This window comes from Kitasatospora sp. NPDC058162 (assembly GCF_042884005.1).
In the GTDB taxonomy this organism is placed as follows: Bacteria; Actinomycetota; Actinomycetes; order Streptomycetales; family Streptomycetaceae; genus Kitasatospora.
Genome location: NZ_JBHVUS010000043.1, coordinates 36280 through 50942, shown reverse-complemented (window position 1 = coordinate 50942; position 14663 = coordinate 36280). Strand labels below are relative to the sequence as shown.

Here is a 14663-nt window from a genome sequence, read left to right as displayed (position 1 = left end):
GCGTGGCCCTGACCCTCCCGGCCCTTCCCCGGCCGGTGTTACGGCGGGCTCTGCCCGCGCTCGCGGACCGGTCCAGCCTGCTCGCGGCGGCCACCGTCCTGCTGGTCTGCGTGCCCGCCGGGGAGAAGGACGTCACCGCGGCCGTCCACGTCACCGCCGCCGACGTCGCCTCGCTCGCCCTGGTCGCCCTCACCGCGCTCAACCTGCTGCGCGGACGGCTGCCCGCGATCAGCCGCGCCACCTGCGCGCTGTTCGGCGGCATCGTGGTCGCCGCCGCCGTCGCCACCATGGGCTCGATCGACCCGACCACCAGCCTCACCGGCTTCGTCCGGCTCACCCAGGTGTTCGTCCTGGTGCCGGCCGCCGTGCTCTGCTCGCTGCGCGACCGCACCGACCAGCGCCTGGTCCTCGGCTCCTTCGTGCTCGCCGCGCTGATCCAGGGCGTGGTCGGGGCGAACCAGTACCTCACCCGCACCGGCGCCTCCTACACCGGCCAGCCGATCCGGGCCGTCGGCACCTTCGGCGCGCTGGACATCATGGCGATGTCCACCGTGGTCAGCTACGGGCTGCTCGCCGCCCTCGCCCTCGCCCTCGGCGAGCGGGGTCCTGGGACCTGGCGTCGAACTCCCGCCTGCGGGGCGACGCCGGGGCACGCACCTCGCCGCGTTGTCGTCGGTTGCCAATGCTCCGCAGTGGCGCCCTCCTCCGCCTTGCGATGCACGCACCCCAACGCCGCCCCGCCCGCCCTGCGGGCGAACGACGGGAGTTCGACGCCAGGCCCCGGAGGCAACGCACGCCTGCGCCGGGCGATGTTCGCCGCCGCCGCCTTCCTGGCCTTCCCGCTCGCCGTCTCGTTCAGCCGCGGCAGCTGGATCGCCACCGGCGTCGCCGCCACCGTGCTGCTGCTGCGCGCGGACGCCCGGCTGCTGGTCCGCAGCGCCGTCCTGGGCCTGGCCGCCGCGGTCGTCCTGGTCGGCGGCCTCGGCCTCGGCGCCTCCGGCGTCACCGAGCGGCTCAGCTCGATCGGCTCCGTCTCCGCCGCACCCGACCAGTCCGTCTCCGACCGCTACGACCTGTGGGCCACCGCCGGGCGGATCTGGCAGGACCACCCCGTCCACGGCGCCGGGCCGAAGGCCTTCCCCCGGCTGCGCGACAGCCACGCCCCGCTGCGGCTGTCCTCCGGCAGCGACGCCGCCGACTCCACCATCGGCTTCCAGCGCGAACCGCTGCTCTCCCCGCACAACATGTACTTCCTGGTGCTCAGCGAGCAGGGCCTGATCGGCATCACCGCCTACACCGCGCTCTTCCTCGGCCTCCTCCTCGGCTGCCTGCGGCACCGCCGCGGCACCTCGCTCGCGGCCCTCGCGCTGCTCACCTGGGTGCTGGTCGACTTCCTGTACGCCGACATCGGCGGCACCACCACGGTGCTGACCTCCGTCGTCCTCGGCCTCGCGGCCCGCGCCGCCGCCCGGGAGCGGGCGATGAACACGTGACCACCGACCAGCCCGTCGTCCTCGCCTCCGCCCTCCCGGCCCCGCGCAGCGCCCCCGTCCCCCTCCGGGCCCCGGCCCCCGGGCCGGGCCGGGCACCCCGGGGCGGCTTCCTCGCCAGGGCCTTCGGCGTCACCGCCGTGCTCAGCGCGGCCGGTTCCGGCCTCGGCCTGCTGCGCGACCTCCTGCTGGCCCGCTACTTCGGCGCCAGCCAGGGCACCGACGCCTTCCTGGTCGCCTGGACCGTGCCCGAGACGGCCGCACCGCTGCTGATCGAGGACGCCATGTCCTTCCTCATGGTGCCCGCCTTCGCCCTCGCCCTGGTGCTGCGCGAGGAGGACCCGGACGCCCCCGACCCGGTCCGCCAGCTGGTCCGCGCCACCCTGCCCGGGCTGCTGCTCGCCCTGAGCGGGCTCGCGCTGGCCGCCGCGCTCGGCGCCCCCAAGCTGGTGGAACTCCTCGCCCCCGGTCTGCCCGACCCGGGCCTGGCCGTCTCCTGCACCCGGATCACCGCGATCACCGTGCTGCCGTTCGGCGTGGCCGGCTACCTGGCCGCCGCCCTGCGCGCCCACCACAGCTTCACCGCCCCGGCGGGCATCTACGTCGCCTACAACCTGGGCATCCTGGCCCTGCTGTTCGGCTTCCACGGCGTCCTCGGGGTCCGCTCCGCCGCCCTCGGCGTGGCGCTCGGCAGCCTGCTGATGGCCGTCCTGCTGGTCGGCCCGTTCCTGCGGCACCTGCGGGCCGGCCAGGCCGGGGCCGGCCGCACCCGGCGCGGCCGCAACGCGCTGGTGCTGATGCCGCTGGCCCTGCTGCCGGTGGCCGCCTTCACGCTGACCCGGCAGTCCCAGGTGTTCGTCGAGCGCTACCTCGGCTCGGCGCTGCCGCCCGGCACCATCTCGCACCTCAACTACGCGGCCAAGGTCTCCCAACTCGCCATGACGGCGGGCATCCTGATCTGCACCGTCACCTTCCCGCTGGTCGCCCGGGCGCTCGCGGCGGGGGACCTCACCGCGGCCCGGGACCGGGTCGAGAAGGACCTCGGCCAGGCCGCGGCGGTCGTGCTGCTCGGTACGGCCTTCCTGATGGCCTGCGCGCCCTCGGCGGTCTCGCTGCTGTTCGAGCGCGGCGCCTTCGGACCCGGCGACACCACCGCCACCGCGGCCGTCATCCGGGTGTACAGCTTCGGGCTGCCCGCCCAGGCGCTGATGGGCGTGATGATCCGCCCGTACTTCTCGCTGCGCCCGGTGGTCCGCCGGGCCGACGACCCGCGCAGCGAGGACGGCGGGCGCCGGCTGCTGGACTGGTACCCGGTCGCCGCGATGCTGCTCGGCCTCGGGGTGACCGTCACCGTCGGCCTGCTCGCCACGCCCCGGTTCGGCGCCCTCGGCCTGGCCGCCGGCAACGCGGCCGGGATCACCGCCGCCGCCGCGCTGCTGCTGCGCGGCCTGGTGCTGCGCGGCATCCCGCTGCGGCTGCGCCGGGTGCTCGGCGGCCACGCCCGGCTGGTCGCCGCCGCCGCCGGGGCCACCGCCCTGGGCGCGGCCGCCGCCGGCCTGGCGGCCGATCCGCTGCTCTCGACCCTCTCCGGGGGCCTCACCGTGGTGCTGGTCTTCGCCGCCCTCGGCACCGGGCTCCGGGCCGACGAGGTGCGCGGCCCGGTCCTTGCCGCCGCCCGGGTCCTGGGACTCGGGCCCGTCCGGCGGGCCCCGAACCCGCCAACCGTCGCCGACGAAGGGAAGTTCCCCCATGGACGATGAACGGGGAACCGTCCGTTCGGCCCGGGCGGGCGCCAGCGACGCCCCGTCCGACCGGGCGCGACTGCCCAGGAGCCGCGGTACGGTCGGCGAAGCCGCCCTGCCCGGCTCCTCCTCGCCGTGGATCCTGATGTACCACTCGGTGGCGGTCGAGGAGGAGGACCCGTACCAACTCACCGTCAGCCCTGAGCGGTTCGCCGAGCAGATCGGCTGGCTGCACCGGCGCGGGCGGCGCGGGGTCTCGGTCCGCGAGCTGATGCGGGCCCGGGCCCGGGGGCGGGACGACAAGTTGGTCGGCCTGACCTTCGACGACGGCTACGCGGACTTCGCCCGGTACGCCGTCCCGATCCTCCAGGCGTACGGCTTCACCGCCACCGCCTACGTCGTCGCCGACCTGCTCGGCCAGGACAACGGCTGGGACACCGAGGGCCCGCGCAAGAAGCTGCTCACCGTCGAGGAGGTCACCGAACTGGCCTCCGCCGGTTGGGAGATCGGCTCCCACGGCCTCGGCCACCAGGCGCTGCCCGGGTTGCCCGCCGACGTCCTGGCGGTGCAGACCCGGGAGAGCCGGCGGCTGCTGGAGGAGGTCGTCGGCGGCCCGGTCACCGGCTTCTGCTACCCGTACGGGGCCGTCGACCGGCCCGCCGCCGCGGCCGTGCGCGACGCGGGCTACGACTACGCCTGCGCCATCGCCCACTCCCCGTTCACCGGCCGCTTCGCCTTGCCCCGCTGCTACGTCGGCGACCGCGACGGCGCCTGGCGGCTGCGCGCCAAGAAGGGCCGCCACCGGCTGCGCGACGCCGTCACCTCGTTGCAGCGCGGCGGTCGGGAGAGTCGGCCGTGAAGGTGCTGCACATCGTCACCGGGCTCGCCTCCGGCGGTGCCGAGCGTCAACTCCACCTGCTGTTGCGGCACTTGCCGCCGCACCAGCGCTGCGAGGTGCTCGCGCTGACCAATCCCGGCACGGTCGCCGACGCGCTGCGCGCCGACGGGGTGACCGTGCACCACCTCGGCATGCGCGGCAACCGGGACCTCGGCGCGCTGCCCCGGCTGGTCCGGCTGGTCCGGGCCGGCCGCTACGACCTGGTGCACACCCACCTCTACCGCGCTCAGCTGTACGGCCGGCTGGCCGCGCGGCTCGCCGGGGTGCGGGCGGTGGTCTCCACCGAGCACTCGCTGCACGCCGGGGTGATCGAGGGCCGCCCGGTCACCCGGGGCGTCAAGGGCCTCTACTTGGCCGCCGAGCGGCTCGGCAGCACCACCGTCGCGGTCTCCCGGCAGGTCGCCCAGACGCTGCGCTCCTGGGGCGTCCCGCCGGCCCGGATCGAGCTGATCCCGAACGGCATCGACACCGCCGGCTACCGCCGTCCGCCCGCCGAGCGGGCCGCCGCCCGCCGCCGGATCCGGGCCGAACTCGGCCTGCCGGAGGGCAGTTGGGTGGTCGGCGGGGTCGGTCGGCTGGTCCCCGGCAAGCGCTTCGAGGTGCTGCTGGCGGCGTTCGCCGAGCTCGACCCGGGGACCAGGCTGGTGCTGGTCGGGGAGGGCCCGGAGCGGGCCGGGCTGGACCGCCGGGCGGCCGAACTCGGCGTCCGGGAAAGGCTGGTGCTCACCGGTGAGCGCTCCGACGTCCCCGACCTGCTGGCCGCGATGGACGTGCTGGCCGCCCCCTCCACCGCGGAGACCTTCGGCCTGGGCGTGCTGGAGGGCCTCGCGGCCGGTCTGCCGGTGCGGCACAGCGCCTGCCCGGCGCTGGACGAACTGCCGCCCAGCGCCGCCCCGCAGGCCCGCCGGATCCCCTCCGAGCCCGCCGCGTACGCCGCCGCGCTGCGCGACCTGCGGCAGTTGAGCGGCCACATCGCCGACCCGCTGCCGCACCCGCCGGCCGTCGGCCACTACGACATCGCCCGGGTCGCCGCCGACCTGGGCGCCCTCTACGACCGGCTGGCCCGCGCCTGACCCGCCCGCCGCCGGAACCGCAGTACCAGACCCAAGGAGCCACACCCACATGACCACACCGCTCCGAAGCGCCCGCCACCTGGTCCGCCGCTGGTGGCCGGTGGCCCTCGCGGTGCCGCTGGGCGCCGCGGCCGGCGCCGGGTACGCCGTCGTCTCGCACCCCTCGTACGCCGCCAGCGCCTACGTCCTCGTGGTGCCGCAGAACCCGGGGGAGGCGTCGACCGCGACCAACTTCGCCCAGGCGTACGGCCGGCTCGCGGGCCAGCCGCAGGTGCTCGCGGTGGCAGCCGCCGAGACCGGCCACACCCGGTCCGAGCTGGAGACCCTGGTGTCCGGGACGACCTCTCCGGACGCCCCGATGATCGAGATCACCGGCACCGGGGGGCGCCCCCAGGAGGCGGCCGAGACCGCCGACGCGGTGGCCCGCTCGCTGGTCGCCTTCGCCAACACCAGCAGCAAGGACACCAACGTCCGGCTGGTCACGCTGGCGCCGGCCGCCGAGCCGGACAAGCCGACCACGCCCTCCGCCAAGCTGGACGTCGCGGTCGGCGCCGCGGCGGGGCTGCTGCTCGGCTCGCTGGTGCTGATGACCCGTCGGCGCGGCGGCGCGGCCGCCGAGCCGGGGGCCCCTGAGGCCCCCGAGACCCCCGAGGCCGTTGAGCCGGCTCCGGTCCCCGCGACGCCCCGTCCGCGCGCCGAGGAGCCGGCCGGCAAGGCCCGCGCCAAGGCCGAGTCGAAGGCCGAGTCGAAGCCCGCCCCCGAGGGCGAGCCCGAGACCGCGGCGAAGACCGGGGCGAAGACCGAGGCGAAGACCGGAGCGAAGACCGCGCCCGAGGCGGAGCCCGCCGCCGCGGCCGAGCCGCCGGCCAAGGAGAAGGCCGCAGCCCGGAGCGGACGATGAGCACCGAGACCCGGGCCGCCGGCCTCCCCGCCCAGTCTGCCGCGCCCGTCTGGACCACCGAGCTCCGCCGCGAGGACGACGCGCTGGACACCGTCGCCGAGGAGTGGGACGACCTGGTCGCCCGCTGCCGGACCGCCACCTTCTTCCAGGCCGGCGTCTGGCAGCGGTCCTGGTGGCGCCACTACGGCCGCCCCGGCGCCCTGCTGCTGGTGCTGGTCCGCCGGGACGGCCGGCTGGTCGGCGCCGGCGCCTTCATGCGCCGGGGCGGCCCGTTCGGCGGCCTCACCGGCCTCGGCGCCGGGCTGGTCGACTACGGCGACGTGCTGCTCGACGACGACTGCGCCGACCGGGCCGCCGCCGAGTTCGCCGCCGCCCTCCCGCTCACCCGCCCCTGGCACTGGCTGGAGCTGCGCGAGGTCCACCCCGAGGCGGCGGTGCAGCGGGTGTACGAGCACTGGCGCGGCGCCCGTCGCCGCCACCAGGACTCGCTCTGCCAGTACCTGCCGGCCATCCCGATGGAGCGGCTGCTCAAGCGGGTGCCCGGCAAGACCGCCCAGCGCAGCCGGGTGAAGCTGCGCAAGATCGCCGAGGCCGGGGTGCAGGTCCGGTCCACGCCGGTGGAGGAGGTGCCGGCCGCGCTGGAGGGCCTGCTGCGGCTGCACTTCCTGCAGTGGAAGGAGCGCGGCGTCACCGCCGAGCACCGCACCGAGCGCTTCGCCCGGCACCTGACCGAGTCCACCACCGGCCTGGTCGCCACGGGCCGGGCGGCCGTCCACCAGTTCCACCTGGACGGCGAGCTGGTCGCGGTCAACCTGCTGCTGCTCTGCCCCTCCTTCGGCGGGCTCTACATGTACGGCGCCCACCCGGTGCTGCGCGAGCGGCTGGACATCGCCGGGCTGCTGTTCAGCGCGGCCCTGGACGAGACGGTCGGCGCGGGAGTCCCGGTGCTCGGTCTGCTGCGCGGCCAGGAACCGTACAAGCAGCGCTGGCGGCCGGACGGGACGCCCAACCAGCGCCTGCTGCTGGGCCCGGCCGGAGCGGCCCCGGCGGTCGCCGCCCGGGCCGGCGCGGTGCGGGCCCGGCAGGCGGTGGCGCACCAGCTGCGCACCCGCTTCCCCCGGCTCAAGGAGGCCCTCCTGGCCCGCCGCCGGGCCTGATGCTCAACGGCGCGACGGCGTCCTGGTGGGGGAGGGGCTGGGCGAGGCTCCGGCCGACGGGCTCGGCGTCGCGCCCGGCGGGGTGGGCGCGACGCTCGGGCTCGGTACGGCCGGTCGGGTCGGTGCGACCGGCGCGACCGGGGCGGGGGGCGCCGTCGGCACGACCTGCGGCGCCCCCGGCGAGCCCGCCATCAGCTGCTTGAACGCCGCCGTCGAGCGCGGATTGCTCCGGCACTGGAAGAAGCCGTGCGGGCAGTAGTCGGTGACGGTCTGGTAGGCGGTGTCGTGGGTGCGCATCCAGTCGACCATCCGGCGGACGAAGTCGGGGTTGTCGCCGTTGCGGAACAGCCCCCACTCCGGGTACGAGACCGACTTGCCGTGCTTGGCCGCGAACTCCACCTGGTCCTGGAGGCCGTACGGCTCGCGCACGTAGTCGTCGAAGGTGCTCCCGGCCGGCTGGTCGTAGCTGTCCATGCCGACGATGTCGACCACGTCGTCGCCGGGGTAGCACTTGGTCCACGGGATGGCGTCCAGGCCCCGGTTGGGGGCGAAGTCGAAGCGGAACCGCTGCCCGGGCACCGAGCGCATCACCCCGACGATCCGGCGCCAGTACGCCTTCCACGCGGACGGGTCGGGCTTGCAGCGGTGGGTGTACGTGATGCCGTTCATCTCCCAGCCGAGGGTGATCACGGTGTCCGCACCGCCGAGCGCCACCAGCCGGCGGGCGAGCCGCAGGAAGTGGCTGTCGAAGTCCCCGCGCGCGCCCTGGCCGAGCAGTTTGGCGACCTCGCCGTCCGGCACGTGCGCCTCGTTGGGCACCAGCATCGGCACGCCGAGCACCAGCAGCCGGGACGGGTCGGCCAGCCGCCACTGCGACCAGAGGCCGAGCACCACCGGCTCGCCCTCGATGTCCGCCCAGCCGTTGCCCGCCAGGTAGGTGTGGCCGACCTGCATGTTCGCGTTGCCCAGCCACTGGGCGTACTTGCCGATCTGCGGGATGTAGTCGTCCCAGGAGCCGACGAAGGCACCGAACGGCGGCTCGTGCCGGGGCCGCTGGACCGGTGGGCGGGGGGCCGCGCCGCGCGGCTCGAAGGCGTCCGAGGAGAGGCTGTGCCGGTCGGTCCCGCTGAGCGGCGTCCCGGCCGGGAAGCCGGCCGTGGCCATCAGCAGCAGAGCGGCGGCGGCCAGCGTCAGGCGGCCCATGCGCATGGTCTCTCCTCCGGTCGGGCGGGAGCTGGGCGGGCGGGCGACGACGGAGACGGGGCGTCGCGCCACGCTCGCCGACAGTAGGCCCGGGGGAGGGGAGAAATGCCGAATGTCACCCTAAAGTGGGCGATATTCGAACGCCGTCTGCCGCAACACCCTTCGGGCCCGGCCCCGTGTATCAGCTCTGTAACGGTCCGGCGGGGCTCTCGGGGCCCGCCGCGGAGGGTTCCGCCGATCGGCCGGGGGGCCGACGGCGCAGGTGGGCGGGCGGGCGTACCGGACGGGCGCGCACGGTCCGCCGTGCGGTCGACCGGGCGCCCCGGCGGCGATTCCGGGCTGACTCGCGCACCCGCCGAAAGGTACGCTCCGGCCGTGTCCTGGAAGCCGCCGCGTGTCCTCACCCCCCGCTCGATCCTGCCTGCCCTGGCGGTGATGCTGGTCCTTGCGGCCGGTGCTGCGGCGCACGCGAACAAGCCGGTGCCGTTCGGCGACCGGGTGGCCGGTCCGGGTGACGCGGACGCGACGCCGGTCAACTCGCAGTCGGTCAGCTCGGCCGACCTGGACCTGCGGGTGGTCGGCCCCGGCCTGGAGGCGTACCACAAGCAGACCGGCGAGCGGGCCTGGACGTACCGCCGGGAGGGCGCCGAGGCGCTCTACCTGGCGATGGCCGGGGACAACGCGATCGTGGTCTGGGACGACGGCCTGGTCACCTCGGTGCGCCCGGGTGACCACGAGGTGCGCTGGCACCGCGCCGTGCCCGGCCTGGCGGACTACCTGCGGGCCGACGGCGAGCCGGGTGCCGACAAGCGCACCGACGCCCAGCGCAAGGACACCGCCAAGCAGCGGGCCGCCGCCGCGCTGCACACCGTCCAGCGGGACGGCTCGCCCTGGCTGGCCCTGGTGACGCCCAGCCTGACCATGGGCCTGCGCGACGCCGACGGCGACCTGCGCTACAACGACCGGCCCTCCACCGGCTGCCTCTACGACCCGCTGCGCACCGTGCACACCGACTACGCCGTGCTCATCCCCCGCACCTGCACCAACAGCAGCGGGGCGGCCGTCTCCGGCGGCATCACCGGCTACCGGCTGGACAGCAACGGCTGGTCGATGACCACCGGCCCGGCCGCGACGGTGAAGGTGCTGGACGCCGGCCGGGTGGAGATCACCGACGGCCCGATCGTCCCGCCCAAGGTCTTCGACACCAAGGCGGCCGCCCCCGAGACGGGCTGCGCCAACCCGGACGCCCCGTTCGCCGCGGTCCGCCCCCAGGGCGGCTGCGTCGACCCCTCGGCGAGCCCGACGGCGACCGCCCCGGCGGCCCCCGTCACCCCGGCGGACCCGGCGGCCACGCCGCAGCAGTAGCCGGCGGACGGCCGGCGGGTACCCCGGGGCGGTACGCCCCCGGGGCGTTTCGCGCGGCCCGGTAGACTGGCCGCCATGGCTATCTTCTCCGGGCAATAGCGGGCGGCGGCGCCCAGTTCCACCGCGCCGACCGCCGATGAAGCCCTCCTTCCCGCAGCCCGGGTCCGTACCCGGCCGCCCGCCCACGTCCCAGGAGCAGACCCAGCCATGATTTCCGCCAACGCCCTAGAGCTGCGTGCCGGTGCCCGGATCCTGATCGAGTCCGCGAGCTTCAAGGTCGCCGCCGGCGACCGGATCGGTCTGGTCGGGCGCAACGGCGCCGGCAAGACCACGCTCACCAAGGTGCTGGCCGGTGAGGGACTGCCCGCCGCCGGTACGATCACCCGCTCGGGCGAGGTCGGCTACCTCCCGCAGGACCCGCGCACCGGCGACCTCGACGTCCTGGCCAAGGACCGCATCCTCTCCGCCCGCGGCCTCGACACCGTGCTGAAGAAGATGCGCGAGAACGAGGAGCGGATGGCCAACGGCAAGGGCGCCACCCGGGACAACGCGATGAAGAAGTACGCGCGCCTGGAGACCGAGTTCCTCACCAAGGGCGGGTACGCCGCCGAGGCCGAGGCCGCCACCATCGCCGCCGCGCTGGGCCTGCCGGACCGCATCCTCGGCCAGCCGCTGCACACTCTCTCCGGTGGTCAGCGCCGCCGCGTCGAGCTGGCCCGGATCCTCTTCTCGGACTCCGACGTGCTGCTGCTCGACGAGCCCACCAACCACCTGGACGCCGACTCGATCGTCTGGCTGCGGGACTTCCTGAAGACGTACAAGGGCGGCTTCATCGTCATCTCGCACGACGTCGACCTGGTCGAGACGGTCGTCAACAAGGTCTTCTACCTGGACGCCAACCGCTCCGCCATCGACGTCTACAACATGGGCTGGAAGCAGTACCAGCAGCAGCGCGAGGACGACGAGAAGCGCCGCAAGCGCGAGCGGGCCAACGCCGAGAAGAAGGCCGCGACCCTGAACGCCCAGGCCGACAAGATGCGCGCCAAGGCGACCAAGACGGTGGCCGCGCAGAACATGGCCCGCCGCGCCGACAAGCTGCTCTCCGGCCTGGAGCAGGTCCGGATGAACGACAAGGTCGCCAAGCTGCGCTTCCCGGAGCCGGCCCCCTGCGGCAAGACCCCGCTGACCGCGGCCGGCCTGTCCAAGTCCTACGGCTCGCTGGAGATCTTCACCGACGTCGACCTGGCGATCGACCGGGGCTCCCGGGTCGTCGTGCTGGGCTTCAACGGCGCCGGCAAGACCACCCTGCTGCGGATGCTGGCCGGGGTGGAGGCGCCGGACACCGGCGAGGTGATCCCGGGCCACGGCCTGAAGATCGGCTACTACGCCCAGGAGCACGAGACGCTCGACCCGGACCGCAGCGTTCTGGAGAACATGCGCTCGGCCGCGCCGGACACCGACCTGGTGCAGATCCGCAAGATCCTCGGGTCCTTCCTGTTCTCCGGCGACGACGTGGACAAGCCGGCCGGGGTGCTCTCCGGCGGCGAGAAGACCCGTCTGGCCCTGGCCACCCTGGTGGTCTCCTCGGCCAACGTGCTGCTGCTGGACGAGCCCACCAACAACCTCGACCCGGCCAGCCGCGAGGAGATCCTGGGCGCGCTGCGCGAGTTCTCCGGCGCGGTCGTGCTGGTCACCCACGACGAGGGCGCCGTCCAGGCGCTCGACCCGGAGCGGATCATCCTGCTGCCGGACGGGGTCGAGGACCTGTGGAACCCGTCGTACGCCGATCTGGTCTCGCTGGCCTGACCGGAAGTAGACGCCGGATCCGCTTTTCGGCCCAGAATATCTAGTCCTTTCGGCGTGTCCGGGAATGAAGAAGACCCGGATTCCGTTTAAGCACTTCCCGTCGGCCCGCCACTCGAACGTGGTCGGGCCGACGCTGCTGATCAGCTCTTTCTCGGCAACCGGCGGCAGCCGCCCGGGGGCGTGCACTCTGCGTGAGCGCCCTGGTGCGCTCGGATCACCACCGCAGGACCACGCATTTGCGACATCGACCTTGTCGAATGGGTGGCCAGGACGCGGTGGATGGGTGATCATGGGAATCTGACCGAGCAACGCTACGAGGAGGCACGGGTGGCCGAGACTCTGAAAAAGGGCAGCCGGGTGACCGGTGCCGCGCGTGAGAAGCTCGCGGCCGATCTCAAGAAGAAGTACGACTCCGGGGCGAGCATTCGCGCTCTCGCGGAGGAGACCGGTCGTTCGTACGGCTTCGTGCACCGGATGCTGAGCGAGTCCGGAGTGATCCTCCGGGGCCGCGGCGGTGCCACGCGTGGCAAGAACAAGGCGACTGCCGGAGCCGGTTCCTGACGGTCCGTCAGCCCTGAGCTGGATGGCGCGGCGGCAGGACGCCGACCGAGGAGACGACAGCACACCACAGCTGGGCGTCCGCCCTCGGATCGAGTGGACCGGCCGCCGATCGTCATGTCCGGACGCCGGACCCCAGGTGTCGTTCCGATCTTTCCGGGCCGGGGCCCTGCCCGTCCGCGTCCAGGTTTGTTACCCTCCGGTAGCCAAGTCCCCCGCCACCGGAGGTTCCCGCATGACCGCCCCCGCCACCGACCCGCAGGCCCCGAGCTGGGAGCGGGACGGCGTCCGACTGGAGATCGACGGCGAGCTCGCCGTCGTCACCCTCTGTCAGCCCAAGCGGCGCAACGCCCAGTCGCCCGCACTCTGGCGCGCCCTCGCCCAGGCCGGCCGCGAACTGCCCGGCAGCGTGCGGGTGGTGCTGCTGCGCGCCGAGGGCGTCTCGTTCTCCGCCGGGCTGGACCGGGCCATGTTCACCCCCGAGGGCATCCCCGGTGAGCCCACCTTCCTGCAGCTGGCCGGCTCCGCCGACCAGGAACTGGACGAGGCCATCGCCGCGTACCAGGAGGCCTTCACCTGGTGGCGCCGCGCCGACCTGGTCACCATCGCCGCCGTCCAGGGCCACGCCGTGGGCGCCGGATTCCAGCTCGCGCTCGGCTGCGACCTGCGGGTGGTCGCCGACGACGTGCAGTTCGCCATGAAGGAGACCTCGCTCGGGCTCGTCCCCGACCTGGCCGGGACCAAGCCGCTGGTCGAACTCGTCGGCTACGCCCGGGCGCTGGAGATCTGCGCGACCGGCCGCTGGGTCGGCGCCGAGGAGGCCGCCGCGATCGGGCTGGCCAACCTGTCGGTGCCCGGCACGGAGCTCGACGGCGCCGCCCGGGACCTCGCCGCCGCCCTGCTGGCCGCGCCGCGCGGGGCCGTGATCGAGACCAAGGCGCTGCTCCAGGGCGCGTCCGGACGGTCGTACGACGAGCAGCGTTCGGCCGAACGGGCGGCCCAGGCCCGACGGCTGCGGGAACTCGCCGGGATCGGCGACTGATTCCTTGACCACTGCGGTGGGGCCCGGCCCCGGGGGAGCACCCCGGGGCCGGGCCTCCGGCGTTTCCGGGGTGCGCTCGGCGGGCGGGGCTCGTGGCGGAATGCCAGAGTTGGGGAGGTTTGCGATATAGCTGGAGCCGCTACGAGGGAGATTCGCCCCATGCCTGACACTCCGACGCCCGCGACCCTGCACAAGAACCCCGGCGGTGGGCCCACACCCGGGCCGCCCGCCGGTGCCCGGCCTGCGTCCGCCTCCGGCGCGGGCGGTGCGGGCGGCGCGTCCGGCGGGGACGGTGGGCGGCCGGCGAGCGAGCGCGGCCGTACGGCGTTGGCGGTCGGCGTGGTGGAGAAGATCGCCGGGATGGCGGCCCGGGAGGTCTCCGGCATCCACGCGCTGGGCTCCGGGCTGGCCCGCACCTTCGGCGCCATGCGGGACCGGGTCCCCGGCGGGAAGTCGAGCATCGGGCGCGGGATCAAGGCCGAGGTCGGCGAGAAGCAGACCGCGATCGACATCGCCCTGGTGGTCGAGTACGGCGTGGTGATCCCCGAACTCGCCCGCCAGGTGCGGGAGAACATCATCGACGCGGTCGAGCGGATGACCGGCCTGGAGGTCGTCGAGGTCAACATCGCGGTCAATGACGTCCACCTCCCGGACGAACCGGAGTTCGAGGAGGAAGAGGAGCCGATGGCGTCATCGGGGCAGCGGCCCAAGCTCAAGTAGCACCCGGCAGTAGCACCCGGCCGCGGGGTTCGCCCGGGGCGTCGGCGATCGGTGGAGGACGAGGGAGTAGCGGATGAACCTGGCCATCGTCGGCCTGGTGGTGGGCATGGCCCTCGGCTTCGCCGGGTACTTCGGCGGGTTCGCGGCGTTCCTGCTGGTGGCGGCGCTCGGGCTGGTCGGCTTCGTGGCCGGGCGGCTGCTGGAGGGTGACATCGAACTCGGCGACCTCGGGGACCTGCTCCGCGGCCGCGACCGGCGGCGCTGATGGGGGGCGCCGTTCCCGCGCCCGTCTCCGGTGCGGCTTCCGGTGCGGCCTCCGGCGCGGTCTCCGGTACGGCGCGGCGGGGGCGGCTTCGGGTCGCGGACCGGGTGTACGAGCGGATCGCGGGGCACGCCGTGCGGGTGGTGCTCGCCGAGGTGTGGGCCGGGCGGTCGGTGAAGGGGGCGCCGCCACGGGTGTCGGTGGCGCGGCCGGGCAGCACGGTGACCGTCCGGGTGACGCTGGAGCTGCCGTTTCCCGCCGACCTCGCGGGCCTCGCTCGGGGGGTGCGGGACCGGGTGGCGGCGGAGGTGGTCGGGCTGACCGGGACCAGGGTGTCCGAAGTGGTCGTGGTGGTCGAGAAGTTGGTGGCGGGGGGAGCGTGGTGAGGGGGGATGCGGCGGCGGGGTCGGGTTCGGGGTCGGGGTCGGGTTCGGGGGAGGAGGTGG

The 14663-nt window shown here is 74.7% G+C and carries 14 protein-coding genes; 13 read left to right on the top strand and 1 reads right to left on the bottom strand.

Features of this window, described 5'->3' with window-relative positions; all coding sequences use genetic code 11:
• Positions 1-2 precede the first annotated feature (2 nt).
• The 6 genes from ACFVXG_RS40690 to ACFVXG_RS40665 are packed head-to-tail and all read left to right on the top strand — an operon-like array spanning position 3 to position 7261.
• Entirely contained in the window at positions 3-1493 is a 1491-nt protein-coding gene (locus ACFVXG_RS40690) for an O-antigen ligase family protein (RefSeq protein WP_387935378.1), read from the top strand.
• Positions 1490-3250, top strand: a complete 1761-nt coding sequence (locus tag ACFVXG_RS40685; RefSeq protein WP_387935377.1) for a lipid II flippase MurJ — start codon at positions 1490-1492, stop codon at positions 3248-3250. Before ACFVXG_RS40690 ends, ACFVXG_RS40685 begins: the two co-directional genes overlap by 4 nt.
• Positions 3240-4091, top strand: a complete 852-nt coding sequence (locus ACFVXG_RS40680) for a polysaccharide deacetylase family protein (protein ID WP_387935375.1) — start codon at positions 3240-3242, stop codon at positions 4089-4091. Before ACFVXG_RS40685 ends, ACFVXG_RS40680 begins: the two co-directional genes overlap by 11 nt.
• Positions 4088-5203, top strand: coding sequence for a glycosyltransferase (locus ACFVXG_RS40675; protein ID WP_387935373.1), 1116 nt, complete (start codon positions 4088-4090; stop codon positions 5201-5203). Before ACFVXG_RS40680 ends, ACFVXG_RS40675 begins: the two co-directional genes overlap by 4 nt.
• A 49-nt stretch (positions 5204-5252) precedes the next feature.
• Positions 5253-6104 (top strand): Wzz/FepE/Etk N-terminal domain-containing protein, encoded by an 852-nt coding sequence (locus tag ACFVXG_RS40670; RefSeq protein WP_387935372.1) that lies wholly within the window; start codon positions 5253-5255, stop codon positions 6102-6104.
• Entirely contained in the window at positions 6101-7261 is a 1161-nt protein-coding gene (locus ACFVXG_RS40665) for a GNAT family N-acetyltransferase (RefSeq protein ID WP_387935370.1), read from the top strand. Before ACFVXG_RS40670 ends, ACFVXG_RS40665 begins: the two co-directional genes overlap by 4 nt.
• A gap of 3 nt (positions 7262-7264) precedes the next feature.
• Here ACFVXG_RS40665 and ACFVXG_RS40660 read toward each other — a convergent pair whose 3' ends face one another.
• A complete protein-coding gene (locus ACFVXG_RS40660) occupies positions 7265-8470 on the bottom strand; it encodes a glycoside hydrolase family 26 protein (RefSeq protein WP_387935368.1) in 1206 nt (401 codons plus the stop codon).
• Between the two features lie 369 nt (positions 8471-8839).
• On the opposite strand from ACFVXG_RS40660, the gene ACFVXG_RS40655 reads away from it, so the two are divergent.
• From ACFVXG_RS40655 to ACFVXG_RS40625, 7 genes are all read left to right on the top strand, one after another.
• Positions 8840-9829 (top strand): hypothetical protein, encoded by a 990-nt coding sequence (locus ACFVXG_RS40655; RefSeq protein ID WP_387935366.1) that lies wholly within the window; start codon positions 8840-8842, stop codon positions 9827-9829.
• 207 nt (positions 9830-10036) lie between these two features.
• Positions 10037-11635, top strand: a complete 1599-nt coding sequence (locus ACFVXG_RS40650) for an ABC-F family ATP-binding cassette domain-containing protein (RefSeq protein ID WP_387935364.1) — start codon at positions 10037-10039, stop codon at positions 11633-11635.
• 327 nt (positions 11636-11962) lie between these two features.
• On the top strand, positions 11963-12196 hold the full coding sequence (locus tag ACFVXG_RS40645; RefSeq protein WP_030059940.1) for a helix-turn-helix domain-containing protein: 234 nt from the start codon (positions 11963-11965) through the stop codon (positions 12194-12196).
• Between the two features lie 232 nt (positions 12197-12428).
• Positions 12429-13235, top strand: coding sequence for an enoyl-CoA hydratase/isomerase family protein (locus ACFVXG_RS40640; RefSeq protein WP_387935362.1), 807 nt, complete (start codon positions 12429-12431; stop codon positions 13233-13235).
• A 159-nt stretch (positions 13236-13394) separates the two neighbouring features.
• Positions 13395-13955 carry an Asp23/Gls24 family envelope stress response protein gene (locus tag ACFVXG_RS40635; RefSeq protein WP_387935361.1) on the top strand — a complete coding sequence of 187 codons (561 nt, stop codon included), beginning with the start codon at positions 13395-13397 and terminating at the stop codon, positions 13953-13955.
• Positions 13956-14028: 73 nt separating this feature from the next.
• On the top strand, positions 14029-14220 hold the full coding sequence (locus ACFVXG_RS40630; RefSeq protein ID WP_063349611.1) for a hypothetical protein: 192 nt from the start codon (positions 14029-14031) through the stop codon (positions 14218-14220).
• Positions 14220-14603, top strand: coding sequence for a hypothetical protein (locus tag ACFVXG_RS40625; protein ID WP_387935359.1), 384 nt, complete (start codon positions 14220-14222; stop codon positions 14601-14603). The genes ACFVXG_RS40630 and ACFVXG_RS40625 overlap by 1 nt, the downstream gene beginning before the upstream one ends.
• Positions 14604-14663 lie beyond the last annotated feature (60 nt).